Genomic DNA, 25,467 nt, shown 5'->3' on the forward strand with positions numbered 1-25,467 from the left:
CGCTCCTCACCGCCCCCGGACCTCCCGCGCCCGCGCACTCACGGTGCGGTGACGGTGACGATGTGTCCCTGGGCATCGACGGTGAGGGCCACGCGCTCGACGCGGTTCGTCACGGCCACCCCCAGCCACACGACGCTCCACAGCATGCAGGAGAAGACCGCCAGAATGGCGTGCAGCACATGGTTCACCGGCTGCCCGCGCACGAGCACCACCTGCGCCCCGGACCGTGACTCCACCCGCCACCCGCTCGCGATCCGCTGGTTGACCACCCAGTCGAGGATGAGGCCGCGCTGCGTGGCGTCGGGCGGCTCACCGTTCGCGGCGTAGTAGCCGGGAGGCGGTTCGATGGAAGCGCCTCCCCGTGGCGCACGTCGGAGCTTCACGGGGATCACCTCCAGGTTTCGAGGTCGCCGCCTCGCCACTCGATCAGGTCCGGCTGATCCAGTTCCACAGCCTCGTCCGCACCCGCGGCGAGTCCCGCCTCCCTGAGCAGCGCGGCGACATCGCCCCGCCCGTGTGCCAGTCCCACGATCTGACCGCGCACGGTCACTCGCCGCCCACCGGTAGGCGAAGGCGGATGAACGATCACGGGCGGATGTCCGGCCATGCCTCCACGGTGCCTTGAGCACAGCCGGACCGCATCCCGGCGGGGAGGGACCGCGCACCGGCCGGGACGGGGGCCGGTCCGTCCGCGGTCACCCGTCGTGGAACCGGGCAGCGGATTCACCGGCCGGTGGTTCGCCGTGGAGATAGCGGCGCGGGGACGTGCCCACCGTCCGCCGGAACGCCGCGAGGAAGGCGCTCGGTGTCGCGTACCCCACGATGTGCGCGACCCGGGAGACGGGCAGGCCCTCGGCCAGGAGCGGCAGGGCCGCCCGCAGCCGCACATGGGTGCGCCAGCGGTCGAAGCTCATTCCGGTGTCCTGGACGAACAGCCGGGTCAGGGTGCGTCGGCTCACCCCGACGGCCCGTGCGTGCGCCTCAAGACTCCGCAGGTCGGCGGGGTTGGCGAGCAGCGCTTCGGCCACCGCGTGAACCCGGTCGTCGTCGGGCTCCGGCACATCGATGGGTGTCGCCGGCAAGGGGCGCAGCAGGTCCAGCACCACCGCCTCGCCCCGCAGCCGCTCATCGTCGGGAAGGTCGTTCCGGCCGAGATAGTCGATCAGGTGGGCCAGCAGTCCGTCCACACCGACCGGGGTGGGTTCCGCCCAGTTCTGAGCGCACCGGTCCGGCTCGAAGTAGAGGCTGCACAGTGTCGCGTCCCGGGTCGCGCCGGTCCGGTGGACGACCCCTGCGGGCAGCCACAGCGCCCGTGTGCGTGGCAGGACCCAGTAGGCATCGCCGACGGAGACGCCGAGCACTCCGCGCCTCGCCCAGGCAAGCTGGTGCTGCGGGTGACTGTGCGAGACGAACCACTGCCCGGACACCAGCGGAAAGCTCCCGACAACGATCGCGCCCACCCCGGCGGGAACGGCCCCCATGTCGCTCTCAGTCATGCGCTCCACCGTATGTCCTCACCGTGTCCTCAACGCGATATGCCCTGGCCCTGGAGCGGATTGAGGCCTGCGCGTCCCGTACGTAGCGTCGCCCTCATGCCGAAAACTCGTCCAACACCCCTTGTTCGCCCACGCAGTTCACACCGCCCGCCCGCCGGGACAGGGAACCCGGCATGACTGCGGTGCCGAGCGCGGCGGCCACCGCCACCGGCCGCCGTGGACCGGCGCTGGTCGTGCTCTGCTTCGTTCAGTTCATGCTCGTTCTCGACGACAACGTGGTGAGCGTCGCGCTTCCCAGCATCCGGGACGACCTGGGCTTCGGCACCGGCGGCCTGGCATGGGTCGTCAACGCCTATTTCCTCGCCTTCGGCGGGCTGTTGCTGCTGTTCGGCCGTATGGCGGACCTGTTGGGCCGCAGACGTGTCTTCCTGATGGGTGTGGCGCTGTTCGGTGGAGCGAGTCTCCTCTGCGGGTTCGCACAGGAGCCCTGGCAGCTCGTGGCGGGCCGGTTCGTCCAGGGTGCGGGAGCGGCCATGGCGAGCCCGTCCTCGCTGGCGCTGATCGCGCTCCTGTTCCCGGGGGACAAGGAGCGCGCCAGGGCACTCAGCATCTGGGGCGGTATCGCGGCTCTGGGCGCCTCGCTGGGCCTGGTGATCTCCGGTGTGCTGACCGGGCTCACGTCCTGGCGCTGGATCTTCCTGATCAACCTGCCGGTGGCCCTCACCGCTCTGGCACTGCTCCCACGCCTGGTCCCGGAAAGCCGCGCCGGTCGCGCGGTACACCTCGACGTACCCGGTGCGGTACTGGGCACCGGAGCCGTACTGTCCCTGGTCTACGGCCTGCTCCGGGCCGGGGACTCGGGCTGGGGCCACCTGACCGCGGTCGGCCCCCTGGTTCTCGCCCTGGTACTGGCGGTCGCGTTCGCGGCGGTCGAGGCGCGCGCCGCCGAACCACTGGTGCCTCTGTCGTTCCTGTCCTTCCGCGTCCGCGCGGTCGCCAACGGGGCGACCCTGTTGTTCTCCGCCGCTTTCTACGCAATGGCCTTCCTGCTGATGGTGCATCTCCAGACCACCATCGGCTACGGCCCTCTCACGGCGGGACTCGCCTACCTGCCCTTCGGAGCCGGCATCCTCACCGGAATGTGGCTCTCCGCCCGCGCCGTGGACAGGCTCGGGACGCGCCCGGCTCTCGTCGTGTCGTTCCTGATCAGCGCGGTCGGACTGCTGTTGCTGTCCGGCATCACGCCGGAGGACGGTTACGTCCCGGGGGTACTGCCCGGCCTGCTCGTCACAAGCCTCGGCTGCGGCCTGAGCCTGCCCGCTCTGACCGTGGCCGCCCTCACCGGCACCACCGAGGACGACGCCGGCCTCGGCTCGGCCGTCCTGAGCTCGGTCCAACAGGTCGGTGGTGCGGTCGGGTTGGCAGTACTGGTCAGCCTGTCCACACGCCGCAGCGAGGCCCTGGCCACGGAGAACGGCCCCCTGCACGCCGCGACGGAAGGCTTCTCGTACGCGCTCAGGATCGCCGCCGCGCTCCTCGTGGTCGGCGCCGTACTCATCACCGCCGCGCTCAGGAAGAGCCGTTCCCCGGCCTCCGGTCGGCAATCGGGCCCGTCCGGGTAGGCGCCGGCCCGAAGCCGTCGGTACATCGATACGTCGGTACGTCGGTGACCTCGTGGATTCCGCAGGCGAACCGCGCCACCCCGCAGCCCACGGACTGCGGGCTGCGGGGTGGTGGCGCAGACGCGGGACAGACCTGCGGACCGGGCGGCATGATGGGGGCATGGCGTTGTCCACGGCGTTCACGAAGATGCTCGGTGTGCGGTATCCGATCGCGCTGGCTCCGATGGGCGGGACCGCCGGTGGAGCGCTGGCGGCGGCCGTCTCCCGGGCGGGCGGATTCGGGATTCTGGGCGGCGCGTACGGGGACCCGGAATGGCTGGCGCGTGAGGTACCGATCGCGGCGGAAGCCGAAAGGCCGTGGGGTGTCGGATTCCTGACCTGGGCGATCGATCTCGCCGCAGTGGAGACGGCGTTGGGCTACGGCCCCCGCGCGGTGATGCTGTCCTTCGGCGATCCGAGCCCGTACGCGGAGCGGATTCGCCGGGCAGGGGCACTGCTGATCCTTCAGGTCACCGATCTGGAGGAGGCCGGACAGGCCGTGGACCTGGGCGCCGATGTGATCGTGGCGCAGGGCACCGAGAGCGGCGGACACGGAGCGGCACGCGGGCGGTCCACTCTGCCGTTCGTGCCCGCCGTGGTGGATCTCGCGGGTCCGGTACCGGTGCTGGCGGCGGGCGGGATCGCGGATGGGCGCGGCGTGGCGGCGGCTCTCGTGCTGGGAGCCGCCGGAGCACTCATCGGCACCCGTTTCCAGGCCACCACCGAATCCCTGGCCGATCCTTCGATCACCGAGTCGATCATCGCGGGGCGGGGGCAGGACACCGAGCTCAGCACCGTACTGGACATCGCACGCGGCTCCTCGTGGCCATCGAAGTACCCCGCCCGCACCCTCGGCCACCCCTACCTCGACCGCTGGCGCGGCCGGGAGGCCGAACTCGCCGCCGACCCCGGGGCCCGTCAGGCGTACGAGGCCGGCGTGGCACGAGGCGCGGTGCCCCCACAGCCGGTCTGGGCGGGCGAGGCCGTCGACCTCATCACCGACCTGCCCTCGGCGGAGACCGTGGTCACCACCATGGCCACCCAGGCCCAGGAGGCCCTGGCCCGAGCGGGGCGCGACTGACCCACCCGGCCCGTCAGTGCCGGACGTGGCGCGTTGCGGTCCCCGTACGCGCGGGCATGGTCCGGACCGCCGGTGAGTTCGCCATCTGCTCGGGCCGGTTCCTGCACTGCGTCCCCGACCATCAACTCGACCGCGTCCAGCGCGGCGTGCCACGGGAAAGACCGGGGTCCTGCCGCGCAGGCCATGAGGTGCAGAACTCGTCGGGTCATACCTGGAGTCCGAATGGATGTGCCCGCAGGACAGCCGCATTCGAGTGCTGTGAGTCACGCAGCCCGCAGGGCCGACAAGTTGAACACCCTCCCGAGCCGGTCGTCTCGGGAGGGCAGAGAGCACGTAGCTACACGCTGCGCCTCATCTGACGATGAAAGCGCCCCTTCGTCTTCGGGCACTTTCGTGCGTCCGGAGTCAGACGAGGGCTTCGATGGCTTTCACCACGAGGGCCCGCGCCGCTGCCCCGTACACGGCGGTCTGCCGCAACTGTTCGAACGCCTTCGTGTAGAGGGCGATCTCGCTGGGCTGTGTGATGCGGACCTGCGCGGAGATCAGCTCGACCGAGACCAACGTGTCGTCGTAGACGTGAAAAGTCTCTCGCGGCCACTGCTCGCGGTGCTCGGTCGCCGGGATGATGCCGAGCGACACCGCGGGCAGAGCTCCGGCGGTGAGGAGGTAACCGAGCTGAGCGGCCATCGCGTCGGCGCCCCCGATCCGGTAGTGCAGCACAGCTTCCTCAACGAGAAGGACGAAGCGGTGGCCCCGCTCGTGGATGATGCGCGAACGCTCCACGCGGGCGCGGGCTGCTTCCGCGCTGTCGTCGACGGGCAGGTCGCGGAAGCGGGCACTCATCCCGAGCACAGCCGCCGCGTAGCCCTCGGTCTGGAGCAGGCCAGGGACCAAAGAGGAAGAATAGACACGGAACAGCTCGGTCTGGCGGAAGAACGCCACGGCACTGTCCTGGAGCTGCCTCAGCCCGTGGCGTGTGCGGTGGCGCCACTCGGTGTACATCGACTCGGCGTGCAGCGACTGCGCGATCAGGTCATCCGCCTGCTCGTCGACTCCGAGAGTGTGGCACCACAGCCGGATGTCCGTGGCCGTCGGCGCAGTGCGTGCGTTTTCGATCCGGGAGGTCTTCGAGTGGTGCCAGCCGCATCCGGTGGCCAGCTCCACGACCGTCAGCCCGGCAGCCCTGCGGAGGTCACGCAGCCGCAGGGCGACGGTCTCCCGCGCAGCCTGAGCGGAGGAGGACGGGGATGTGGTCATGTGCGGGCCTGTCCGGGTGCTGCCGCTAGCGGATCTCGTACTGGTCGTGCGGCGCAGCCCGATCCCAGACCCCTACGAAGGCTTCGCTGCACAGCTTCACCGCTGCTGGATCGCTGGTGATCTCGGGGCCCTGGGACGAGCCGTCGCCGGCGAAGTGGTTCCACTGGACCAGTTGGTCGTCGAAGAGCCAGAAATCGTTGCCGGGCAGAGCGATCCCCGATGTCTCGCGTCGGGGCAGCCACCGCACTAGTTCCCCGGCGGCGATGTTCGTGAAGGTGCCGGAGTGTTCGTAGCGGATGTACTCGCTGACTGGCTCGGACACGATGCGGGCCCGACGCATGACCACGCCACGGTCCACAGTGTCGGCGACAAGGTCGAGCCAGGGCCGCCACCAGGATGTCGGGTCTGCCGGGTCGTGCCGGAATCCTGCCCGCCACTCGGCGAACGGTCCTTTCTCGTAGTCGACGGCGTAGGAGTCACGCATTTCGAGGTGCACGGCGGACCGCTCGCATCCAGCCAGCAGGTCACGGAACGTCGTTGGCACGTTCGACGGCATCGCACGCCTTCCTGATCATGTCCACCATCCTGGCGGGGATGCGGATGACAGCCTCGGTGTCCGGGATCCCTGCGGCGTGGCCCGGCAGTTTCAACGCCGCGCATTCGGCTTCGAGTTCGGCTCCCGGCTTCCACCCCTGGAAGACGAGTTCCTTCTTCTTCTGATCGACCCACACAGTGGGGCTCTCGTGGTCCCCGGTCTCGGGATCGATCCCGATGAACAGTAGCGACATGATGCGGCCTCCGGCTGAGTGATGTGCAGTTGTGTGCAACACCGTTGAGCACAATGGAACTTCGGTCAAGGGCGCGTTGTTGCGTGTGCCACTGGAAGAGGGGTTGTGCGCACAGATCTGCACATGACTGGTGTGCACGCACAGGCGGTCTCTACGGTCTGAGGTCCACTCCGATGAATCAGGGGGCCCATGGCTGTGCGACAGCTACCGCCGATCAGCACACTGTCGGAACAGCAGCAGCGTGGTACGGCGTGTACGTGGTGCGCGGCCCCGCTCGGCACCGGCCTGGGTATCGACCTGGGCGAGCAGCGGGTCCGGCCCGCCGCGGGCGCTGCGTACTCGTGGTTCCCCCGCGAGTGCCTGGACGCGCTGGCGTGCGCGGGGCGGAGGGTGGCCCGGTGAGGGCATCGGCCCGGCAAGGGACCACGCACAAGCCGCCGGACTTCGCGTATCAGACGTACCTCGGGCACACCCTGGTGTGCGACGCCTGCCGTAAAGGAGCCACCTGCGCCACGGTCATACGCCCGGGCCGCGCCTGGCGGAAGGAACGCAGGTGAAGTGCCACCACAACGGCGGCGTCCACGACTTCCCCATCGAGACGGACGGCATGGCCCGCTGCCCGGAACACGGAGTCACACTCCTCTGGCACGGCGAACCGATCACCAACGCCGAGCTGACCCGGACGGCGACCGGTTGGTCCCACATGGACGATGCCCTGGCCCTGGCCGAGGAAGCACGCGCCGACACACACAGCGCCCTCTGTCGGGCCTCGGAGCGACCGCACCTGACTGACGCACACGACCACTGCCGACGCGCTGATTGCGCGTGCCACTGCCACACCACTCAGACGGTGTCCTATGTGGTGAGTCGGACGAGTCGCTTGTAGCAGCACAGGGCTGTGGCGAGTCCGAGAAAGGCCGGGTAGTCGACGGGTTGGCGCTCGTAGCGGGGGCTGAGCCGGCGGTACCCGGTCAGCCACGACATCGCCCGCTCGATCACCCACCTGCGACGGCCGAGGCATTCGCTGGACTCGATGCCATTGCGTGCGATGCGGACGCCGATGCGCTGCCCCATAGCCATTTCCGCAGGTGGGGCACGTCGTAGGCTTTGTCCGCGTGCAGTCGCTGGGGCTTGAAGTGCCGACCGCGGTGGGGGTCGTGTCGCGTTTGGTGTGGCCGGCGACCATGGGCTTCAGGGCGAGGCTGTCGTGGACGTTCGCGGCGGAGACGCCGACGACCAGGGGCAGTCCGTTCGCGTCCGACAGGACGTGCATCCCGGAACCCGGCCTACCCCGGTCCACAGCGCTCGGACCTGTGTGTTCGCCCCCTTTTCGGCCCGCACGTGCGCGGAGCCCAGCACGACGCGCGAGACGTCGATGACGCCGGCGTCGTCGAGGCGGTACACCACCGCTTCATGGCGGCGGCCCCGGACACCGGCCCTCGACCAGATCATGAAGCGACGGTGCACCGTCGACTTCGACACCCCGAAACACGGCGGCAAAGCCCGCCAAGAACACCCGCTGACCAGCGCATAGACGATCGCCGCGAACAACGTCTCATCAGGCGTGTCCTGCGTCCCACCGCCCTGCGGCCGCACCCTCGACGGCGGGGTCAGAGGCCTCGCGATCTCCCACAGCCCGTCCGGAACAATCCAACTCCAGGTCCCCTGCCCCATGTTGGACAGTGCTACCCAGCCTCACCACATAGGACTCCGTCTCAGAGGTCATCTCATTTGGTGTCTACGTGTGGGGAATCCGCGACAAGTTGAGCCATCTCGCGCAGGCGGTGCCAGTACGCAGGGTCGTCCGCTTCGCTGAGTACAGGTATGACCCGGTCCAGGCGGGCGATGCAGCGAAGCAGAATGCTTCGACCTCGCGCTTCGAGCTCGCCGCCGTTCTTGATCCAGGTGAAAACCCAGCCTGCGGTTTCCGAGTCCAGCATCACCATGTCGAAGCCGGCCCGGTCCGCGCCGCCCAATCTGGAAGGAAAGGGCAATTTCATGAACTCTTGATACAGGCGTGATGCGGCCTCAAGCGTAGTTTCTTTGCTCACGCGGACCATCATGGCGCAGCTTTCACAACGCATGGAGTCGTCTTGGTCTGCGGCAGCAGATGAGGGTGCAGGTGAGGCTGGTGAAGGCGGGGAAGACCAGGCGGTGGAGCTTGGCCCACACCCTGGCCTTCGTCCACTCGGTGATCGCCATGCGACGTCTGCCACCACCTCGCGGCCGCGACGGCGCCTACGGCACCGCCCACGGGAACAACTCCCATAATTCGTCGGGCACCAGCCGCTCAGCGATCCCCACCACGGCGAGCAGCCTACCCGGCCAAATGGGATGACCTCTGAAACGGGAACCCGGCTCAAGGCGGAACCTTGGCCTATTTTATATTGTGATCGGAAAATTCATGCCCGCAATTACGGCAGGGATCACCAGGGCGACTAAACCGGAATCCGTCACAGTTCATACAGACAAGGCAGTTCAGATCAGGCCCTGATCCGTTGATCAGGCCCACGCCTTCCAGACGAGAGCGAGCGTTTTCCTGCACCTCACGTAGCTTCGATCTTACCTTTTCCAGATCTTCGGCATTTTCCTTGAGGGCACGCTTCTGGGTATCTGTCAGATCAGCGTTGGGGTTCACCGTCCACCTCCACCTCTGGCCCACCACTCGAATTACATTCTCACACCTGTCCCACAGGTCGGCATTTTGAGCCTGCCACTCGCTAAATCATCGAGAATGCTGGGCGCGTCTGGACACATCAGTTCGTCCGGCAGGCAGAGTCCGAACGAGGCATGCGGCACGACACCTCTCCCCCACCCCTGCGGCCAGGAACGAACAAGGCCCAGGCTCCCGGTGCGGAACCGGCGGCCTGGGCCTTCGTCGTGCTTCCTGCTGGTGGGCGCGGACGGTTTCGAACCGCCGACATCTGCGTTGCAAGTTCGGCTGAAGGCGGCTAATGATCACGGCGGGCTCAGTGACGGCTGCCGTCCATGGCCCTCCGGGACTGCCGTTGTACACCAACGTTGATGTCAGATCACAGGTTCGGCGTCTGCTCGTCGGCTGCCCTGCGCGGTCGCGCCACGGCTTCCGCTGCACGCCTGTCATCTGCGTACTTCTGCTCTATGGAGGCCCGCAGCTCCCCAGGAGTCGGCCATGGTGCGCGCCGGTGGATCATCCGGTGGCAGTTGGCGCATATGAGGGCGAGATCATTGAGCTTGGTGCGGCCTTCGCCGGCCTCGTGCAGAGGAACGACGTGGTGGCATTCGATGTACCCGCTTCCGCGGTCGCCGTAGACCCGCTCGAAGTCGAAGCCGCATGCCTCACAAGCGAGCTGGCGCCCCTGGCGCAACACTGCATCGATCTTCTTCTTGCGCAGTGCCTTGTTCCGCTCGCGGCTCCGGTGGCGGCGTAGCAGCAACCTGCCCTCGGGTGCACCGTAGTCGTCTTCGTCGTCGGCCCCCGGAATCAGATCCTGGAAATCGCCTGAGGCTAGGCCATGCCGGATGCGCTGGGCTACCTCCGCCATCTCAGCCGGCCGGGCAAGGAAGTCGTTCATGACTTCGACATCAAGCGCGTTGCCGTTGGTGGGCTTCCCCTGGTACCCCGGGTGTCGGGACGTGATGTCGACCGTTTTGCGAGCTACACCGTTGGGATTCCTGAACAGCTCGCTCCGTAGTTCTACAGGATGGATCGGCATGGTCTGCAGCAGTGCCGACAGCTCGATCACGCGCGGGTCGTCGAACTCCAGCCGCTTCCAAGCGTTAGCCATGGCCAGGTCACAGGCGAGGATGATTTCGTCACGGGTCCAGTCGGGGCTTCGAGACGAGCGAATTACGAACCCGAGTCGGGCGAGCCACCTGGCGGCGTGAGACCGCCCCCCGATCAACTCATCCGACCTCAACGCTCGGCCTTGACCGAACTTGTGGGCTACGCCAGCGATGGCCTTGGAGTCGTACGTCCGGTCCTCGTGTACGAGGAGATACCCGTTCGCCGGCTTGTATCCGTACTCGGACAAAAACCGCTCGCGCCCCAACTCGTCACATTCCGCCACGGCCTTGAGGACATCATCCCGGTTGATCGCACCTTTGCGCATGGCGGAAGCGTACGTGCGGCCACTGACGGGCACGAGCTCGTTGTATGCCAAGACGAGACCCCCGGGCCGAATCGTCAGAGGCCTCGCCACCATCGGCCGAATGACCTTGCCTCTGTGGCGTCAGAAGTTGTTTCTCAAATGATCAAGACCGGTTTGAGAAACGGTTTCTCACGAAGACTCAGTGGCGTCGCCCTCTTCCCAGTCGACGTCCATCTCGGCATACTCCGCCGACGCACCTGCCCAACGGTAGTCGAACGTCGTTCGGCTTAGCACAGTGCTCAAGCTTCCCTCCAACAGCTCCCCCTTGGCCGCCTCGACCGCTGCGGCTACTGCCGCGTCATACGCCGCCTTGATCCGAGGGCTGTGGATCTTGCGATCACCCATCTCGGACTCAAAAGTGACCGTGAGTATCTGTTCTCGTGTGCTGGCGGGGCCGCCATGGGCGACCACCGCGCCGGCTTCGACGTCGACCTCACCCCCCGCGTCGACCACCCCCGGCGGCTGATCGAAGCCTGACTCGACCTCCACCACGCCTACCCCGACCGCAAACTCCGCGACTGGGCCCACATGCTCGGCTTCCGCGGCCACTTCTCCACCAAATCCCGCCGCTACTCCACCACCTTCGGCGCCCTCCGGCAGGTACGGGCCGACTACCGCGCCAAACCAGCAACGCGCCGCCCCCGGCCTCCCCGCCCCCGACGACCACCCCGAAGCAACCACGCTCATGCTCGCCCACTGGGCCTACGCCGGACACGGGCACACCCCCGGCGAATCCTGGCTCGCCGCCATCCACCGCGACATCCAGCACAACCGCGAGACCGCCCGCGAACACCGCGCCGAACTGCAAGACCAACTCGCTCTGGAAAGGGCCGACACATGACCACCGCCACCGCCACCGCTGAACTGCTGACCGTGCCGGAGGTCATGGCGCGACTCAAGCTCGGACGCTCCACCGTCTACGACCTGATCCGCTCACGCCGACTGACCTCGATCACCTTTGGCCGAACCCGACGCATCCCCGCCGACGCCGTGCGGGACTTCATCGTCAACGAGATCGAGGAAGCCGCCTCATGCCTCCCCAGCGCAAACGCAACCCCAACGGCGCGGGCACCATCACCAAGCGCAAGGACGGCCGATACCAAGCCGCGGTCTACGTCCCCCAGCCGGACGGCACCCGCGCCCGCAGGTTCACCTACGGCAAGACCTGGGCCGAATGCGACGCCAAACGCCGCGACCTGCTCGCCAAGGTGGACCAAGGCGTGCCGGTGCACACACGGTCGGCGAAGCTCTCCGAGTGGCTGCCCTACTGGCTGGACAACATCATCAAGCCGCGCCGCAAACGCACGACGTACGCGAAGTACGAGACGCACATTCGGCTCTACCTCGTGCCCATGCTCGGGTCCAAGCACCTCGAATCACTGAGCGTTGCCGACGTCCGACGCTTCTTGGTCCGGCTGGAGCAGCAGACCACCGCAGCGACCGCCAAGGAGTCCCACCGCGTGCTGCGTCCCGCCCCGCGTCGTGATGGAGATCCTTGGGCACAGTCAGATCGCGGTCACAATGAACATCTATGCCCACGTTGTGCAGGACACGCAGCGCGAGGCCGTGAGCCACCTCGACCGCATGCTGAAGCGGCAGCCACCCGACCGTGGGTGACCACACCCGTTGATGTCAAAAGTAGATGTCAAAGGCCCCCAACCATGATCGGTTGGGGGCCTTCGTGCTGGTGGGCGCGGACGGTTTCGAACCGCCGACATCTGCTTTGTAAGAGCAGCGCTCTACCCCTGAGCTACGCACCCGTGGATGAGGCAACAGCGTACATGGCTCGGGGCGCCTGCTCACAAACGGTTCCGCGGCTCCGGGCTCGCGGTCCGGGTGTGAGGGGCCGGCAGTGGCCCCGGCCGTGCCGGGGGCCGACAGGACAAGGCCCCTGAGGCGACGCCGTCCCCGGGCGGTGGGGGGGGATAGCCCCACCCCGGAGACGGTGGCCGTCCGGATTCTCGGCGGTGGTGGCGGTGCATACGGTGGAGGCCGCACCGGCAGCAGCGCCGCTTCGGGCAGCAGCGCTCGGCGGCATCATCGTGGGGGAACGATCACCGTGGAATTCCGTACCGGTTCCGGCAGTGGCGGCAGTGGCGGCAGGAATGACAAGGGTGGCAGGGGCACGCCTGGGGGCCGTTCGGGATCGCGGTCACGTGGGGCTGTTCTGGGGCGGGTGTTCGTCGTGGCCGGTGGGGTCGTCCTGCTTGCCGCGGTGCTCAGCGCCTGCGGGAGTCCGGATCTCGACGATGCCCCGGTCGAGCGGAAGTCGTTCGCGCTCACGGGCAGGACGCTGAGCATCACGGCCGAGAACTCCAGTGTCGAGCTCGTACCCGCCGATGTGCGGCGGGTGGAGGTGGAACGGCAGGTCGACGGGTGGGTGATGCTGGGGAGCGGGCCCGACCCCGTCTGGAGGATGAAGGGCGACACCCTGACGCTGGGGGTGACCTGCGATGCCGTGAGCAGCGACTGTGTGTCCCGGCATCGGGTGAAGGTGCCTCGCGATGTGACCGTGAAGGTGGACGCGGACAACGGGCGGGTCAGTGCCTCCGGGTTCGCCACCCCTCTTGAGCTCTTCTCCGACAACGGCGGAGTCGTCGTCCGGGATGCCCGCGGGCCGCTGAAGCTCGGCAGCGACAACGGGTCCATCGTGGCGGAGCGGATCTCCGCCACGTCCGTGATCACCCGGTCGGACAGCGGGTCGGTCCGGCTGGAGTTCAGCGGTGTGCCGGATCTGGTGGACTCCGTGAGCGACAACGGAGGCGTCACCATCGGCCTGCCTGCGGGAACCGGGCCTACGCCGTGAACGCCACGACCGACAACGGCACGGTCTCCGTGGACGTACCGCGCAGTGACACCAGCACCCATGTGGTGAAGGTCCGCACCGACAACGGACAAGTCACCGTGCGAAGCGCGAACTAACCGGCCCGTGTGTTCGTCCTTACCTGGTGGGAGAATGTACCGGGCAGGGCGAAACGGCACGGGAGAGGGATGTGACGGCGACACACGCGCGGCCGCAGGCGAGAGCGGGTGGGAGTTCCGCCGTCCAGGGGTTCCGGGACGTACTGGCGCTGATGCTGCTGCCGGTGCCCCTCGTCGCCGCGGCGCTGCCCGCGTCGTTCGCCGGTGGCGGTACGCGCCGCTGGTTCGGCGGGCGCGGGGAGAATCAGCGCGCCGACGCCCAGGCGGCGAAGGACGCGGCCGCCGAGGCCTTCTACGAGCTGGACACCGCTCAGCGCGATCTCCAGATCTCCATCGAGACGATCACCGCGGTCGACAGTTCCTCGCGCGGGCGCAAGGCGGCGGAGGACTTCGCCGCCCTGGGACGTCGTATCGACGAGGTCAGCCACGCGTACATCACCGCCGTCGACGCGCACGACCTCGACCGGGACGATCTGGAGCCGTCCGTCGCCGCCCGCGCCCGGACCGAGCTGACCCGGGCCAAGGACGACCTCGTACGGGTCAAGGGCGAGCTGGACCGTTTCGCCCAGGGGCTGGGCACCCTGCTCGGCAGTGCGGAGACCCAGCTCGCCCGGCTCGCACCCGCCGTGGAGCGGGCCCGGCAGGCGCTGCTCGGGGCCAGCAACGCTCTGGACGCGGTACGCGCTTCGGGGCTGCGGGCGGACGACCTCGCGACCCGGCTGGCGGCCCTCGCCCCGGAGCTGACCAAGCTCAACCAGGGCGCCGGCCGGCACGGTGTGGCGGAGACGCTCCAGCGGGCCGACACGGTGCTGCGCGACGCGGAGGCGGTACGTGCCGAGGCCGAGCGGCTGCCGGAGCGGGCCGCCGAGATCGACCGGCGGCTGGTGTCGCTGCGCACCCGGGCCCAGGCCCTGACCACACGCGCGGGGTCGGTCGAGCCGGTGCTCAGCGAGCTGCGCCGGCGGTTCACGGCCGCCTGCTGGCAGGACCTCCAGCCCGTCCCGGAGCAGGCCTCGGTGAATGTCCGGCAGGCCGAGGAGAAGCTCGCGGAGGCCGCGAAGGCGCGCGAGGAGCAGCACTGGGCCGATGCCACCTCCCGGCTGAGCACGGTCCGGGCCCTGCTCAACGCGACCGATGAGGCGGTGTCCGCCGCCGGTGACCGGTTGCAGCGGCTGGACGCCGTGGCCAAGGACCCGCAGCAGGAGATCCAGCGGACCCGGTTCGCCGTCCGGGACGCCCAGCGGCTGGCCATGGCCGGGCGCAACACGCCCGATCCGCGCCACGCCCGGCCGCTGGACGACGCCGTGGCACGCCTGGAGCGTGCGATCGGTGGCCTTGAGGGGCGTCACCCCGACTACTGGCACTTTCTGACCGAGACCGAAGCCGTGCGGCAGACGGCAGCCCGGGTCGTCTCCGAGATCCGCGAGGAGCGCGGCGCCGGCGGTTGAGTGGCTGAGCGGAGGCCTACGGCGGCGGCGTGGCCGCGTCGCTGAGCGGCTCCGTGGCTCAGCGGTTCCGTGGCCGAGCAGCCCGTGGCTCAGCAGCTCTGTGACTGAGCGGTTCCGTGGCTCCGTGGCTCAGCAGCTCCGTGGCTCAGCGGGCCGTCCGCCCTGGCCCGCCCGGGTCGGCCCCGGCCCACAACCCGGTGGCCGATTTGTACCGTTTCCCTGCGTGGCCGATCCTGGAAGTACCCGGCTTCATGGAGGCCGAAGGAGCGCGACATGGCCATACACGCACCTCATCCGGGACGGCCGCATTCCGTTCGGCGCCGCACCGGCACCCGGCTCGACGAGCATCTGCCGGTCGACCACCGGCTCAGCCAGGTCTACCGGATCGGCGCGGGGCTGACCGGGCTGGTGCTGCTCGCCTTCGGCATCCTCGGGCTGATCGACAAGGTCGGCTTCTTCGACACCGGCGGCGACACGGTTGCGGGTCTCAACACCAACGGTGCGCTCAGCGTGCTGTCCATCTGCGTCGGGCTGCTGCTCTTCGCCGGGATGGTCATCGGCGGCAACTTCGCCTCGACCCTCAACATGGTCCTGGGCATCGCCTTCATCCTCAGCGGGTTCGTGAACCTCGCGCTCCTGGACACCGGGCTGAACTTCCTCGCGTTCCGCATCCAGAACGTGCTGTTCAGCTTTGTGGTCGGCGTGATGCTGATGTTCTTCGGGATGTACGGGAGGGTCAGCGGCGGGCTGCCGCACGACAACCCCTACTGGCGCGCCCGCCATCCGGAGCAGGCCGCCCACGAGGCACGCCTCAGGCGCCCGCCCCTGACCATGCCCGAGGCCCGTAAGTAGGGGCGGTGCCCGGGGACGCGCCAGGACGCGCCGTCCGGAGCCGGTTCGGGCGTAGCCGCGTACCGGCGTTGGCTTTAGCCTGGGGCCATGCCTCGCTACGAATTCCGCTGCCGCACCTGCGGAGACACATTCGAACTCAGCCGTCCGATGGCCGAGTCCTCCGACCCCGCCGCCTGCCCCGCCGGGCACGACGACACCGTGAAGCTGCTCTCCGCCGTCGCCGTGGGCGGTTCGGCCACGCCTTCCGCCTCCGCCTCCGGTGGCGGTGGCGGCGGTGGTGGCTGCTGCGGCGGCGGGTGCTGCGGCTGACCCCCGGACGCGTACGGCGGGACTACCCGGACACGCCCCGAGCCTCGGAGTCCGCGCCGGAGCCCGCCGACCTCGCCGCGCCCAGGAAGCGGCGCAGGATCTCCTCGCCCGCCGCGATTCCGCGCTCATCGAGTACGTCCACGTGCGCGGCGCTCCAGCCACTGTCGGCGAGTTCGCCGTGGCCGGGGCGCCAGGCACGGTCGGCGGCCAGCAGCAGGTCGGCGTCGAGCAGCGAGTCACCGGCGGCGAGGGTGAGCGTGGCGCCGCAGCGGCGGGCGACCTCCCGCATCGCGGCGCTCTTGGTGAGGGGCCTGGGGACGGCGTAGATCTTCCGGCCCTGGAGCGAGACGGTCCAGCCCCGGCTGTCCGCCCACCGGGCCAGTTCCTTCACCCAGCCCTCGGGCAGCAGTGCGCGCTCGACGACGAGGTAGGCGAAGAGGTCCTCGGCGACCCGCTCCTTGAGCAGCCACGCCGGGTCGGCCGCCGCGACGAGGTGGGCCCGGACCTCGGCGAGCGAGGCGCACTCCTCGGCCAGCCGCCCGGCCACCTGTGCCTGCCAGTCCGGGTCGGAGACCCCGTCGACCAGGAGGTGTCCGCCGTTGGCGCAGATGGCGTAGCGCGGGGCCGGGCCGGGGAGCCGGATGCGGTGGTACTGCTCGCGGGTGCGGGTGGTGGTCGGTACGAAGACCGTCGAGCGGGCCACATCGCCGAGGAGCCCGGCCGCCGTCTCCGTCACGTACGACAGGGGCTTGTGGTCGTACACCTCCACGCAGAGCAGCCTGGGCGCCTCGGCGTCCGGCATCGTGAGGTGGAGCGCTCCGGCGGAGTAGATGAGGGTGCGGTCGAGGTCGCTGGCGACCAGCGTCGGGGCGGTGGTCACTTCTCCGTCACCGCCCTGCCGTCCGCGCCGGTCGCTCCCTTGGTGTACCGGGGGTGGATCAGGCCCACGCAGGTGTACGGGAGTTCATCGACCTCCTCGACCGGGACGCCGCGCTGTTCGGCGAGCAGCCGGATGTGTTCGAGGTCGGCGCCCGCGCCGCGCCGGGCGAGGATCTTCCAGGGGACCCGGCGCAGCAGTACGCGTGTGGTCTCGCCGACGCCCGGCTTGACCAGGTTGACGTCGTGGATGCCGTACTCCTCGCTGATGCGCTCGACGGCTCCCCAGCCCTCCCAGGTGGGCGCCCGGTCGGCCGCGAGGAGTTCCTTGGCCTCGGCGTCGACCTCGTCCACGACCTCGTCGAAGCGGGCGGCGACCGTGTCGAGGAAGTGGCCGGACACATCGGAGCCTGCCAGCTCCCGGTAGAACTTGGCGCCGTGGAAGTCGTGCGGGCCGACCAGGTCGGCGCGCAGCACCGTACGGGAGATCAGGCCGGAGACCGTGGAGTTGAGGCAGGCGGACGGGATGAGGAAGTCCTCACGCGTGCCGTAGGTGCGCACACAGCCGCCCGGGTCGGCCAGGACCGCGATCTCGGGGTTGAAGCCCTCGAACTCGCCGAGTGCCGCGGCCAGTTCGCGGGTGATGGCGCCCTTTCCGGTCCAGCCGTCGACGAACACGACGTCGGCCGGGTCGTGGTGGGCGGCCAGCCAGCGCAGGGCGTTGGCGTCGATGCCCCGGCCGCGCACGATGGAGACGGCGTAGTGCGGCAGGTCGAGACCGTGCCGGTGCTGGGCCCAGCGGCGCATCAGGACGCCGACCGGTGTACCGGCGCGGGCCAGGGAGACGAGCACCGGGCGCGGGCCGCGCTCGGCGAGGACCGTCTCGGTGACGGTGCCGACCGCTCGGGCGATGCGTGCGGCCGAGGCGTCCAGGGCCGCCTCGAACAGGGCCTGGTACTCGGGGCTGGGCTGGTACTCCACGGGCAGCGACTCGGCGTAGTGCGCGCCACCGCTCTGTATCGCCTCCTCGCGCTCCTCGGTGGGCGCCTCCAGCTCCGTGCCCGAGAGGTCCTGGAGCAGCCAGCCGACGTCGGCGGCCGCGTAGGAGGAGAAGTCGGGGCCACGCAGGGGCTCGGGCAGCATGGGGGGTTCCTGCCGGTCGGGGGCGTGCGCGGGGGCGCGTGAGGGGATGTACGAGGGGACGACCGCGAGCAGCACCCGGCCGGTGTGGGCCGCCAGCCGGGCGAGCAGGCCGTCGGGGGCGTGCAGTTCGGGGGTGTCCGCGGTGGAGTCGACGACTGCCACGACGGCGTCGAAGCCGGCCCCCGCGACGTTGTACGCGTACCGGTCGCCGGGGCCGTCCGCGGGGTTGTCGTGGGCCGGGAAGACCAGCCGGCTCCGTATCGCGTAACCGGGGTCGTCCACGGCCAGGACGGGTGAGCGGGTCGTGGTCGAATAGCGCACCTCGGCGCCGGTGAGCGCCTCCAGCGCGGTGCCGAGGCGCAGCGGCGCGTACATCAGCTCCTCGAAGCCGAGGACCAGTACGCGTCGGGCGTCGCCCAGCGCCTCGGCGATCCGGGCCGCCATGCCGGGGAGGGCCGGTTCCAGGAGCGCCCGGTGAGCGGGGGTGAAGCCGTGCCGGCCGCCGTCCGGGACGCCGGTGGGCCAGTCCAGCGGTATCCGGGTGCAGGGTGCGGGCGCCAGGGCCGGGGCCGGGGAGTCTGTCGCCGAAGCCGAAGCCGGAGCCCGGGCCGGAGCCTGGGCCGAACCCGAACCCGAACCCGAACCGGAACCCAGAGCCGGAGCCGTCGCCGCCGCTTCCCGGCCGGCTGCCTCCCGCGCGGCCGACTCCGCCTCCTGCTCCTGCTCCTGCTCCGCCACCAGCGCCTGGCCGCGTTCCAGGACTCCGTCCGGCAGGCCGACCGTGCCGGAGTTCCGCGCCACCAGGTCCACGCGGGCGCCGATCTCGGCGGCGAACGCGGTCAGCCGGTCGCGGTCCTCGGGCGAGCGCATGTCCACCAGGGCCACGACGACGTACCGCTCGCGGGGGTACAGCTCATGGAGCACGCGGATGGTATTGAGCACGGTGTTGCCGGTCGAGAACTCGTCGTCGACCAGGACCAGCGGTGCGGGGGCGCCCCCGGCGCCGGGGCCCGCCAGCAGTGTCCCGTCCTCCGGCAGCAGCAGGTGCGACGTGGCGTGCGAGTGGGACTCCTCGAATCCGCCCGCCCTGGCCACTCCCGCCACCGGGCGCCGCGTCGAGTGCAGATACGGGGCGGCCCCGAGGCCGTCCGCGACGGCGTGGCCGAGGCCGGTCGCCGTTTCCGCGTAGCCGAGGACGACCGCGCGGCCGGCCTCGGCGTCACCCAGGAGCGCCCGTACCCGCTCGCCCAGCTCGACCCCGGCGCCGTACACCACCGAGGGCCGCTGCGGCACATGCTTGCCCAGCACGTTCGACACGAGCAGATGCGCCCGCCTGGGGTTGCGGCGCAGGGCGAGGCCCAGCATCTCCGGGAGCTCCCGGTCGCCGATCAGTTCGACTCCCAGTCGCTCGGCAACCCAGCTGCCCGACCACACCACGTCCACGGCCTCTTCTCCCGTCGCGCACTCGCTCATCGACGCACGCTCAGTTCGCCGGCCCGGCGGCCAGCAGTTCCACGAAACCGACGTCTTCCCTCGCCACACCGAAGACCTCGGCCCGCAGCAGTGTCCGCTCGGCCCAGGCCCGGTGCGGCTTCACTTCGTTCATCTTGTTCGTGTACGCGGAACGCAGTACACCCCCGCCGCCGCTCTCCGGCCGCAGGATGTCCTCGGCGTCGCTGAACTCCTCGTGACTGACCACCGACAGCGCGTGCACGGGCGCCACGTGCGAGGGGTGGATGCAGGTCTTGCCGAGCAGTCCGTTGGCCCGGTCGAGCCCGATCTCGCGCAGCAGGCCGTCCAGGTCGTGCTCGATGAGTGCCGTACGCAGTTCCTCGGCGCGGCCCTCCAGGAAGGGGCTGCGGCGGAGCTGCGGTTTGAACATGCGTTCCTGGACGCGGAAGTACTCCCACACCGGTCCGGTGATCGTGAAGCCGGTGCCGTCCGCCCGGCCCAGGACATTGACGACATCGCCGATGACGGCGCTGACGATCTGGACGTCGTACGCCGTCATGTCGGGCGCCCGGCGCAGACCGTAGGCCGAGCAGAAGTCGGTGACGCCGAGCCGCAGGGCCAGGACCCGGTCGCGGTACTTGGCCACGGAACGGGCGATTCCGTGCAGGGTCTCGCTCCGGGTCTCCAGATGCAGCAGCTCGGGCGATTCGAGAACCGGCATCGCGAACAGCCGCTGCCCGCAGGCCGCCTCCGCGGCGGAGAGGGCTTCCAGGAAGAGCGCGCCCCGTTCCTCCGTGAACTTCGGTAGTACGAATCCGGACAACATGCGGACCGAGGCACCGAGCCGGTCGACCAGATCGGTGATCTGACCCGGTTCGCGGACCCGGATGAAGAGCAGCGGAAGCTCGTCGGCCGCCTCGGCGAGCGCCGCGAACTGCGTGACGAGGTTCACCTCGGCATCGGCCACCTCGGCGTCGTTTATCGAATCCTCCAGGCACAGCACCATGGAGACGACGCCGCGCCGGGCCTGCTTGATCACATCGTCGGCGAGCGCGGGCCGGGTGGCCGGAGAGTAGAGCGTGGCCCCCAGGGCGACCGAGAGCAGCCGGGCGGGCGAGTCCGCGCTGAACTCGCACGGCTCCCGAAGGAACAGGCTCTCCCGGACAGCGGGCGAGATATGCCCGAAATGACGCATTGGTTTCCCCCGAACTGCCTGACCGGCCGGACGAATGTATGGCCGGTAATAGTACGTATGGGCGGGTGTCAACAGTTCCCCATGTGCATGAATTTCCGGTTACCCGCCCATTGCCCCCCTCCGCCGGCAGGTATCGTCACGCCTCTCCCGGGCTCCGCCGGGCCCATGGATTTGTGCCCCCCGCGTTGTCCGCACGGGCGCCCAGCAGGCAGGATGACGGGCATGACGCACGCGATGCTGAAGGGCTCGAACGTCCCCCTCGACGCCATGGCCGTACGGGCCGTGCTGCGCTGGACCCCGGGGGCCGGGGTTCCGGATGTGGATGCCTCCGCCCTGCTGCTGGGCGCCTCCGGCCGCGTGCGCTCCGACGAGGACTTCGTCTTCTACAACCAGCCCCGGCATCCCTCCGGCCTGGTACGGCGGCTGCCCAAGCGCAGCGTCGCCGATGGGCTGACCGACACGATCGAGGCGGATCTGAGCGCGCTCGATCCCTCGGTGGACCAGGTGGTCATCGCCGCCTCCTCCGACGGCGCGGCCTTCCAGCAGGTCCGGGATCTGCAGATACTGCTGTTCGACGCCGCACTCGCGGACGGTGAGCCGCTGGCCGTGTTCGATGTCAGGGCGGAGACCGGGGAGGAGACCGCCATCATCTGCGGCGAGCTCTACCGGCGCGGGGAGGGCTGGAAGTTCCGGGCGGTCGGGCAGGGGTATCCGACCGGCCTGATCGGGCTCGCCACCGCCTTCGGGATCTCGGTCGACGAGTCGGAGGCACAGGCGCAGGCACAAGCACAGGCGCAGTCCGAGGGGCAGACGCAGGCGGCCGCTCCCGGGGAGGCCGCACACGGGCCGCACACGGCCCACCCGCTCGGCCCCGACTCCCAGGCCACGGTCCAGCACCACCAGCCCTCGTACGGCTACCCACAGCCCGTCTCCGCCCCGCCCGCGTACGGCTACCCGCAGCCCGGACCGGCTTCCGCCCCGCCGGCGTACGGATATCCGCAGCCCGAGCCCGCCACCGCGGCGCCCGGATACGGCTACCCGCAGCCCGAGCCCGCGGCGGCCTCGTCCGGATACGGCTACCCGCAGCCCGCGGCGGCCTCGACCGGATACGGCTACCCGCAGCCCGCGGCGGCCGCCGCACACGCACCGGACCCGCACTTCACGCTGCCCCCGCAGGGCCCGCAGTTCATCCGTTCCTGAGCCGCCGGGCCGCTGCGCACCCGGACCGCGTATCCGGCCGCCGGTCGGCACCGGTGCTCAGGTCCGGGTTTTGTAGCCGCGCCCCCACTGCATCCCGAAGCCGTACATCCGGTCCAGCTCCGACTGGAAGCCGTAGACGAATTTCACCTCGCGCCGCACGATGAGCTCGTCCTTGATGTTCTCCACGGTGAACACGGCGCAGGAGCGGGCCTGCGGGGCGCGCTCGTCCAGCTCGATCTCGATCCGCGGGCCGTTGCCCGGGTAGAGCGTCACCTTGGCGTGCGTACGGTCGAACGCGGGCGTCTGGTCGTAGATGTAGACGAAGAACAGCAGCCGCTTGATCTGGTCGCGCTGGTCGAGATTGACGTAGACCGTCTCCCCCGACGGCGCCCCGAAGCGGTCGTCGCCGCTGAGTCTGATGTACGGCGGGGCGTTCAGATCACCTATCAGGTTGCCCAGGGGCTGCACGACTCCCTTGGTGCCGTCCTGGAGTTCGTACATGCAGCCGAGGTCCAGGTCGACGTTGACCATGCCCTGGGTGTGCGCCTGGACCACATCGGGCTTGAAGAGCTTGAACGGGCGCAGCAGCGAGCCGCTCTCGCCCGACCTGCCGGAGATGTCCGCGCTCCGCATCCGCCAGGACAGGTTCACCCGGAGGTTGCCGGAGAGCGCGCCCTGTTTGTTCAGCGAGACCGTGGCGTTCCGTTTGGAGAGCACGATGGAACTCGTCGCGGAATTGCCCGACTCGAACTGTGCTGCGCGCCCCGGCCACACGCCGTCGAAGAAGCCCATCCCAACCCCCATGTGAATCGTGGCGCGGCCGGTGCCCGGCCCCGCCCCCCGCACGTACCCCTGCTGCCCCTGCTGTCCCCCGCTGTCCCCCCGCCACCGCGGAGCGTACGGCGGCCACCGGGGCACATGACCGCGGGGCGGCCACCGGGCCGGGTCCGGATTTCGCCGGAGAGCCGTCGCCGTGTGGGCCGCCCCGCAGAGAGCGTTCCTCAATACCTACCGGGTCACACCCCGGAGGAGGCTTCCGCCTTGGAACCGGAGCTGTCGCCCCCGTCGCCGCCGGCCGCGGCGATCGCCTTGTTGCGGCGGACCGAGGACCAGAAGGACCAGCCGATCAGTACGACGCCGACGGAGCCGGTGATGAACTCGTTGATCTCGTACTGGATGGTGACGAGCAGGATGGCCGCCAGCGCGCCGATGGCGTAGTGGGCGCCGTGCTCCAGGTAGACGTAGTCGTCCAGCGTGCCCTCGCGGACCAGGTAGACGGTGAGCGAACGGACGTACATGGCACCGATACCGAGGCCGAGGGCCATCAGCACGATCTCGTTGGTGATGGCGAAGGCGCCGATGACACCGTCGAAGGAGAAGGACGCGTCCAGGACCTCCAGGTAGAGGAACATGAAGAACGCGGCCTTGCCCGCGAGGCCGACCGCGGAGACGGACTTGCCCGCCTTCTTGGCCTCTTCCTCGGCCTCGTGCTCGCGCTCCTCCTCCTCTTCGAGCTTGTTCTCGAAGAAGCCGGAGAGCCCGCCGACCACGAGGTACGTGATCAGACCCGCGATACCGGAGAGCATGACGGTCGACGCCTTGTCCACGTGCCCGCCACCGTGCTGGTGGGCCTGGGTCGCGAACGTCAGCGCCGTGATCAGCAGCACGATCAGCGCGATGCAGACCGACAGCATGTCGACCTTGCCGAGCTTGGCGAGCGGGCGCTCGATCCAGCGCAGCCACTGGATGTCACGGTCCTCGAAAATGAAGTCGAGGAAGATCATGAGAAGGAACATGCCACCGAAGGCGGCGATCGACGGATGCGCGTCCGTGACCAGTTCCTTGTACCTGTCAGGGTCGTTGAAGGAAAGATCGATCGCCTCGATCGGGCCGAGCTGTGCACTGACGGCCACGATCACGACGGGGAAGACCAGCCGCATACCGAAGACCGCGATGAGCACACCCACCGTGAGGAAGATCTTCTGCCAGAAGGCATTCATCTTCTTCAGGATTCCGGCGTTGATCACCGCGTTGTCGAAGGACAGCGAGATCTCCAGGACCGACAGGATCGCCACAATGCCGAATGCCTGCCACCCCCCGTAGAACGCCGCTGCGACCAGACCGATCGCGGTGACCGCGAACGACCAGCCGAAGGTTTTCAGAACCACTGGCTACCCCATCGTGTTATGTAAGGGTCTCCCCAGGTGTGTACGGGGCTCCCCCGCGCCGTGCGCGGTTTTACGAAACGTTGACCCCGAAGTCTAGAGCGATACCTCTCAGCCCCGACGCGTACCCCTGCCCCACTGCACGGAATTTCCACTCGCCGTTGTACCGGTAGAGCTCTCCGAAGATCATCGCGGTCTCCGTCGAGGCGTCCTCGCTCAGGTCGTAGCGCGCCAGCTCCTGGCCGTCCGCCTGATTCACCACGCGGATGAAGGCATTGCTGACCTGCCCGAAGGTCTGCCCGCGATTGTCCGCCTCATGGATCGAGACCGGGAAGATGATCTTGTCGCAGTGGGCGGGTACCTGGTCGAGGTGCACGATGACCGACTCGTCGTCGCCATCGCCCTCACCCGTGAGGTTGTCACCGGTGTGCTCCACGGAGCCGTCCGGGCTGGTGAGGTTGTTGTAGAAGACGAACCACTCGTCGCCGAGCACCCGTCCCGACTGGCACAGCAGCGCGCTGGCGTCGAGGTCGAAGTCGGCTCCGGTGGTGGCCCGTGCGTCCCAGCCGAGCCCGATCAGCACCTGGGTGAGGTTGGGAGCGGCCTTGGAGAGGGAGACATTGCCTCCCTTGGCGAGCGTGACGCCCATGTGTGTCCTCCCCGAGTCGTTGGACGATGTCGCCGGACGCTCGGACGCCCGGGTGAGGGCGCGTGAGCGCCCTGTTGAGCACGTCCGGCGCCGCACACATCGTGCGGCGCCGGACGGGTTGGTGCTGATGGCGGCTCAGCGCTGCGGCGGAGCTGTCACCGGGCGTCGGTCAGACGTTGACGCCGAAGTCCTGCGCGATGCCGCGCAGACCCGAGGCGTAGCCCTGGCCGATGGCGCGGAACTTCCACTCCGCCCCGTTGCGGTACAGCTCGCCGAAGACCATGGCGGTCTCGGTCGAGGCGTCCTCGCTCAGGTCGTAGCGCGCCAGCTCCGTGTTGTCGGCCTGGTTGACCACGCGGATGTACGCGTTGCGCACCTGGCCGAAGCTCTGCTGACGGCTCTCGGCCTCGTAGATCGAGACCGGGAAGACGATCTTGTCCACATCGGCCGGCACACCGGCCAGGTTCACCTTGACGACCTCGTCGTCACCCTCGCCCTCACCGGTGAGGTTGTCACCGGTGTGCTCGACGGAACCGTCGGGGCTCTTGAGGTTGTTGAAGAAAACGAAATTCCCGTCGTTTCCGACCTTGCCCTCGGCGTTCGTCAGCAGGGCGCTGGCGTCGAGGTCGAAGTCACCACCGGTGGTGGTACGGGCATCCCAGCCCAGACCGACGATGACCGCGGTCAGGTTGGGCGCGGCCTTGGTCAGCGAGACGTTGCCGCCCTTGCTGAGGCTGACTCCCACGAGTCCTCCCATAGGTTTTCAGGGGCCGGCAGACACCAGCGTCCCCGTCGTGCGTTGGTATCGGATCAACGATTGGATCCTAGTGACCGGTTCCCTGC

Annotated in this window: 25 protein-coding genes, 1 tRNA gene and 5 pseudogenes; 11 read left to right on the top strand and 20 right to left on the bottom strand. The window is 69.2% G+C overall.

Going from position 1 to position 25,467, the window contains the following annotated elements; genetic code table 11:
* Positions 1-38: 38 nt before the first annotated feature.
* The 3 genes from OHA98_RS30745 to OHA98_RS30755 all read right to left on the bottom strand — a co-directional run bounded on the left by OHA98_RS30745 (position 39) and on the right by OHA98_RS30755 (position 1,496).
* Positions 39-383 carry a hypothetical protein gene (locus tag OHA98_RS30745; protein ID WP_266930325.1) on the bottom strand — a complete coding sequence of 115 codons (345 nt, stop codon included), beginning with the start codon at positions 381-383 and terminating at the stop codon, positions 39-41.
* A 5-nt stretch (positions 384-388) separates the two neighbouring features.
* Positions 389-607 (bottom strand): hypothetical protein, encoded by a 219-nt coding sequence (locus tag OHA98_RS30750; protein ID WP_266930327.1) that lies wholly within the window; start codon positions 605-607, stop codon positions 389-391.
* A gap of 88 nt (positions 608-695) precedes the next feature.
* Positions 696-1,496 (bottom strand): helix-turn-helix domain-containing protein, encoded by an 801-nt coding sequence (locus OHA98_RS30755; RefSeq protein ID WP_266930329.1) that lies wholly within the window; start codon positions 1,494-1,496, stop codon positions 696-698.
* Positions 1,497-1,669: 173 nt separating this feature from the next.
* On the opposite strand from OHA98_RS30755, the gene OHA98_RS30760 reads away from it, so the two are divergent.
* The gene (locus tag OHA98_RS30760; protein ID WP_266930331.1) at positions 1,670-3,118 is read left to right on the top strand and encodes an MFS transporter; all 1,449 of its coding nucleotides are present in this window, start codon (positions 1,670-1,672) and stop codon (positions 3,116-3,118) included.
* A 160-nt stretch (positions 3,119-3,278) separates the two neighbouring features.
* Positions 3,279-4,238 (top strand): nitronate monooxygenase family protein, encoded by a 960-nt coding sequence (locus OHA98_RS30765; protein WP_266930333.1) that lies wholly within the window; start codon positions 3,279-3,281, stop codon positions 4,236-4,238.
* Positions 4,239-4,643: 405 nt separating this feature from the next.
* Here the strand turns inward: OHA98_RS30765 and OHA98_RS30770 are convergent, their stop codons facing one another.
* The 3 genes from OHA98_RS30770 to OHA98_RS30780 are packed head-to-tail and all read right to left on the bottom strand — an operon-like array spanning position 4,644 to position 6,283.
* The gene (locus tag OHA98_RS30770; RefSeq protein ID WP_266930335.1) at positions 4,644-5,495 is read right to left on the bottom strand and encodes a helix-turn-helix transcriptional regulator; all 852 of its coding nucleotides are present in this window, start codon (positions 5,493-5,495) and stop codon (positions 4,644-4,646) included.
* A 25-nt stretch (positions 5,496-5,520) separates the two neighbouring features.
* Positions 5,521-6,051 carry a DUF6879 family protein gene (locus tag OHA98_RS30775; RefSeq protein ID WP_266930337.1) on the bottom strand — a complete coding sequence of 177 codons (531 nt, stop codon included), beginning with the start codon at positions 6,049-6,051 and terminating at the stop codon, positions 5,521-5,523.
* Entirely contained in the window at positions 6,020-6,283 is a 264-nt protein-coding gene (locus tag OHA98_RS30780; protein WP_266930339.1) for a hypothetical protein, read from the bottom strand. Before OHA98_RS30780 ends, OHA98_RS30775 begins: the two co-directional genes overlap by 32 nt.
* Before the next feature lie 189 nt (positions 6,284-6,472).
* Between OHA98_RS30780 and OHA98_RS30785 the strand changes: the two genes are divergently transcribed.
* Complete coding sequence (locus tag OHA98_RS30785; protein ID WP_266930341.1) at positions 6,473-6,685, top strand: hypothetical protein; 213 nt, start codon at positions 6,473-6,475, stop codon at positions 6,683-6,685.
* Between the two features lie 453 nt (positions 6,686-7,138).
* On the opposite strand, the pseudogene OHA98_RS30790 reads toward OHA98_RS30785, so the two are convergent.
* From OHA98_RS30790 to OHA98_RS30815, 6 genes and pseudogenes are all read right to left on the bottom strand, one after another.
* Positions 7,139-7,957 (bottom strand): annotated as a pseudogene (locus OHA98_RS30790) (IS5 family transposase).
* A gap of 53 nt (positions 7,958-8,010) precedes the next feature.
* Positions 8,011-8,334: a hypothetical protein gene (locus OHA98_RS30795; RefSeq protein WP_266930343.1), complete on the bottom strand. Its 324-nt coding sequence runs from the start codon at positions 8,332-8,334 to the stop codon at positions 8,011-8,013.
* A gap of 22 nt (positions 8,335-8,356) precedes the next feature.
* The gene (locus OHA98_RS30800) at positions 8,357-8,485 is read right to left on the bottom strand and encodes a hypothetical protein (protein ID WP_266930345.1); all 129 of its coding nucleotides are present in this window, start codon (positions 8,483-8,485) and stop codon (positions 8,357-8,359) included.
* A gap of 175 nt (positions 8,486-8,660) precedes the next feature.
* A complete protein-coding gene (locus OHA98_RS30805) occupies positions 8,661-8,921 on the bottom strand; it encodes a hypothetical protein (RefSeq protein ID WP_266930347.1) in 261 nt (86 codons plus the stop codon).
* Positions 8,922-9,315: 394 nt separating this feature from the next.
* Positions 9,316-10,374 (bottom strand): HNH endonuclease, encoded by a 1,059-nt coding sequence (locus OHA98_RS30810; RefSeq protein WP_266930349.1) that lies wholly within the window; start codon positions 10,372-10,374, stop codon positions 9,316-9,318.
* Between the two features lie 168 nt (positions 10,375-10,542).
* Positions 10,543-10,962, bottom strand: coding sequence for a hypothetical protein (locus OHA98_RS30815; protein WP_266931019.1), 420 nt, complete (start codon positions 10,960-10,962; stop codon positions 10,543-10,545).
* On the opposite strand from OHA98_RS30815, the pseudogene OHA98_RS30820 reads away from it, so the two are divergent.
* From OHA98_RS30820 to OHA98_RS30830, 3 pseudogenes are all read left to right on the top strand, one after another.
* Positions 10,861-11,254: pseudogene (locus OHA98_RS30820) on the top strand (replication initiator); the annotation flags it as partial. The gene OHA98_RS30815 and the pseudogene OHA98_RS30820 overlap by 102 nt on opposite strands.
* A pseudogene (locus OHA98_RS30825) lies at positions 11,251-11,442 on the top strand (helix-turn-helix domain-containing protein); the annotation flags it as partial. The pseudogenes OHA98_RS30820 and OHA98_RS30825, both read left to right, overlap by 4 nt.
* A gap of 2 nt (positions 11,443-11,444) precedes the next feature.
* Positions 11,445-11,882, top strand: a pseudogene (locus OHA98_RS30830) (site-specific integrase); the annotation flags it as partial.
* 216 nt (positions 11,883-12,098) lie between these two features.
* Here OHA98_RS30830 and OHA98_RS30835 read toward each other — a convergent pair.
* Positions 12,099-12,173 (bottom strand) — tRNA-Val (locus OHA98_RS30835).
* A 407-nt stretch (positions 12,174-12,580) separates the two neighbouring features.
* On the opposite strand from OHA98_RS30835, the pseudogene OHA98_RS30840 reads away from it, so the two are divergent.
* From OHA98_RS30840 to OHA98_RS30855, 4 genes and pseudogenes are all read left to right on the top strand, one after another.
* Positions 12,581-13,335, top strand: a pseudogene (locus tag OHA98_RS30840) (DUF4097 family beta strand repeat-containing protein).
* Between the two features lie 71 nt (positions 13,336-13,406).
* Entirely contained in the window at positions 13,407-14,783 is a 1,377-nt protein-coding gene (locus OHA98_RS30845; RefSeq protein ID WP_266930351.1) for a hypothetical protein, read from the top strand.
* 273 nt (positions 14,784-15,056) lie between these two features.
* On the top strand, positions 15,057-15,635 hold the full coding sequence (locus tag OHA98_RS30850; protein WP_266930353.1) for a DUF4383 domain-containing protein: 579 nt from the start codon (positions 15,057-15,059) through the stop codon (positions 15,633-15,635).
* 87 nt (positions 15,636-15,722) lie between these two features.
* Positions 15,723-15,944, top strand: a complete 222-nt coding sequence (locus OHA98_RS30855; RefSeq protein ID WP_266930355.1) for a zinc ribbon domain-containing protein — start codon at positions 15,723-15,725, stop codon at positions 15,942-15,944.
* 22 nt (positions 15,945-15,966) lie between these two features.
* Here the strand turns inward: OHA98_RS30855 and OHA98_RS30860 are convergent, their stop codons facing one another.
* Genes OHA98_RS30860 through OHA98_RS30870 form a run of 3 tightly spaced genes read right to left on the bottom strand, consistent with a single transcriptional unit; the run spans position 15,967 to position 20,610 of the window.
* The gene (locus OHA98_RS30860; RefSeq protein ID WP_266930357.1) at positions 15,967-16,824 is read right to left on the bottom strand and encodes an HAD family hydrolase; all 858 of its coding nucleotides are present in this window, start codon (positions 16,822-16,824) and stop codon (positions 15,967-15,969) included.
* A complete protein-coding gene (locus tag OHA98_RS30865) occupies positions 16,821-19,436 on the bottom strand; it encodes a phosphoribosyltransferase (RefSeq protein ID WP_266930359.1) in 2,616 nt (871 codons plus the stop codon). Before OHA98_RS30865 ends, OHA98_RS30860 begins: the two co-directional genes overlap by 4 nt.
* Before the next feature lie 10 nt (positions 19,437-19,446).
* Positions 19,447-20,610 carry an HpcH/HpaI aldolase/citrate lyase family protein gene (locus tag OHA98_RS30870; RefSeq protein WP_266930361.1) on the bottom strand — a complete coding sequence of 388 codons (1,164 nt, stop codon included), beginning with the start codon at positions 20,608-20,610 and terminating at the stop codon, positions 19,447-19,449.
* A 213-nt stretch (positions 20,611-20,823) separates the two neighbouring features.
* Here OHA98_RS30870 and OHA98_RS30875 point away from each other — a divergent pair, with 213 nt between their 5' ends.
* A complete protein-coding gene (locus OHA98_RS30875; RefSeq protein ID WP_266930363.1) occupies positions 20,824-21,810 on the top strand; it encodes a TerD family protein in 987 nt (328 codons plus the stop codon).
* Between the two features lie 57 nt (positions 21,811-21,867).
* Here the strand turns inward: OHA98_RS30875 and OHA98_RS30880 are convergent, their stop codons facing one another.
* The 4 genes from OHA98_RS30880 to OHA98_RS30895 form a co-directional block, all read right to left on the bottom strand.
* Positions 21,868-22,602 (bottom strand): Tellurium resistance, encoded by a 735-nt coding sequence (locus tag OHA98_RS30880; RefSeq protein ID WP_266930993.1) that lies wholly within the window; start codon positions 22,600-22,602, stop codon positions 21,868-21,870.
* A 224-nt stretch (positions 22,603-22,826) separates the two neighbouring features.
* Positions 22,827-23,978, bottom strand: a complete 1,152-nt coding sequence (locus OHA98_RS30885; protein ID WP_266930365.1) for a DUF475 domain-containing protein — start codon at positions 23,976-23,978, stop codon at positions 22,827-22,829.
* A gap of 70 nt (positions 23,979-24,048) precedes the next feature.
* Positions 24,049-24,624, bottom strand: a complete 576-nt coding sequence (locus OHA98_RS30890) for a TerD family protein (RefSeq protein WP_266930367.1) — start codon at positions 24,622-24,624, stop codon at positions 24,049-24,051.
* A 169-nt stretch (positions 24,625-24,793) separates the two neighbouring features.
* Positions 24,794-25,369 (bottom strand): TerD family protein, encoded by a 576-nt coding sequence (locus OHA98_RS30895; protein WP_266930369.1) that lies wholly within the window; start codon positions 25,367-25,369, stop codon positions 24,794-24,796.
* Positions 25,370-25,467 lie beyond the last annotated feature (98 nt).

Origin of the sequence: Streptomyces sp. NBC_00654 (assembly GCF_026341775.1) — a bacterium.
Classification (GTDB): Bacteria; Actinomycetota; Actinomycetes; order Streptomycetales; family Streptomycetaceae; genus Streptomyces.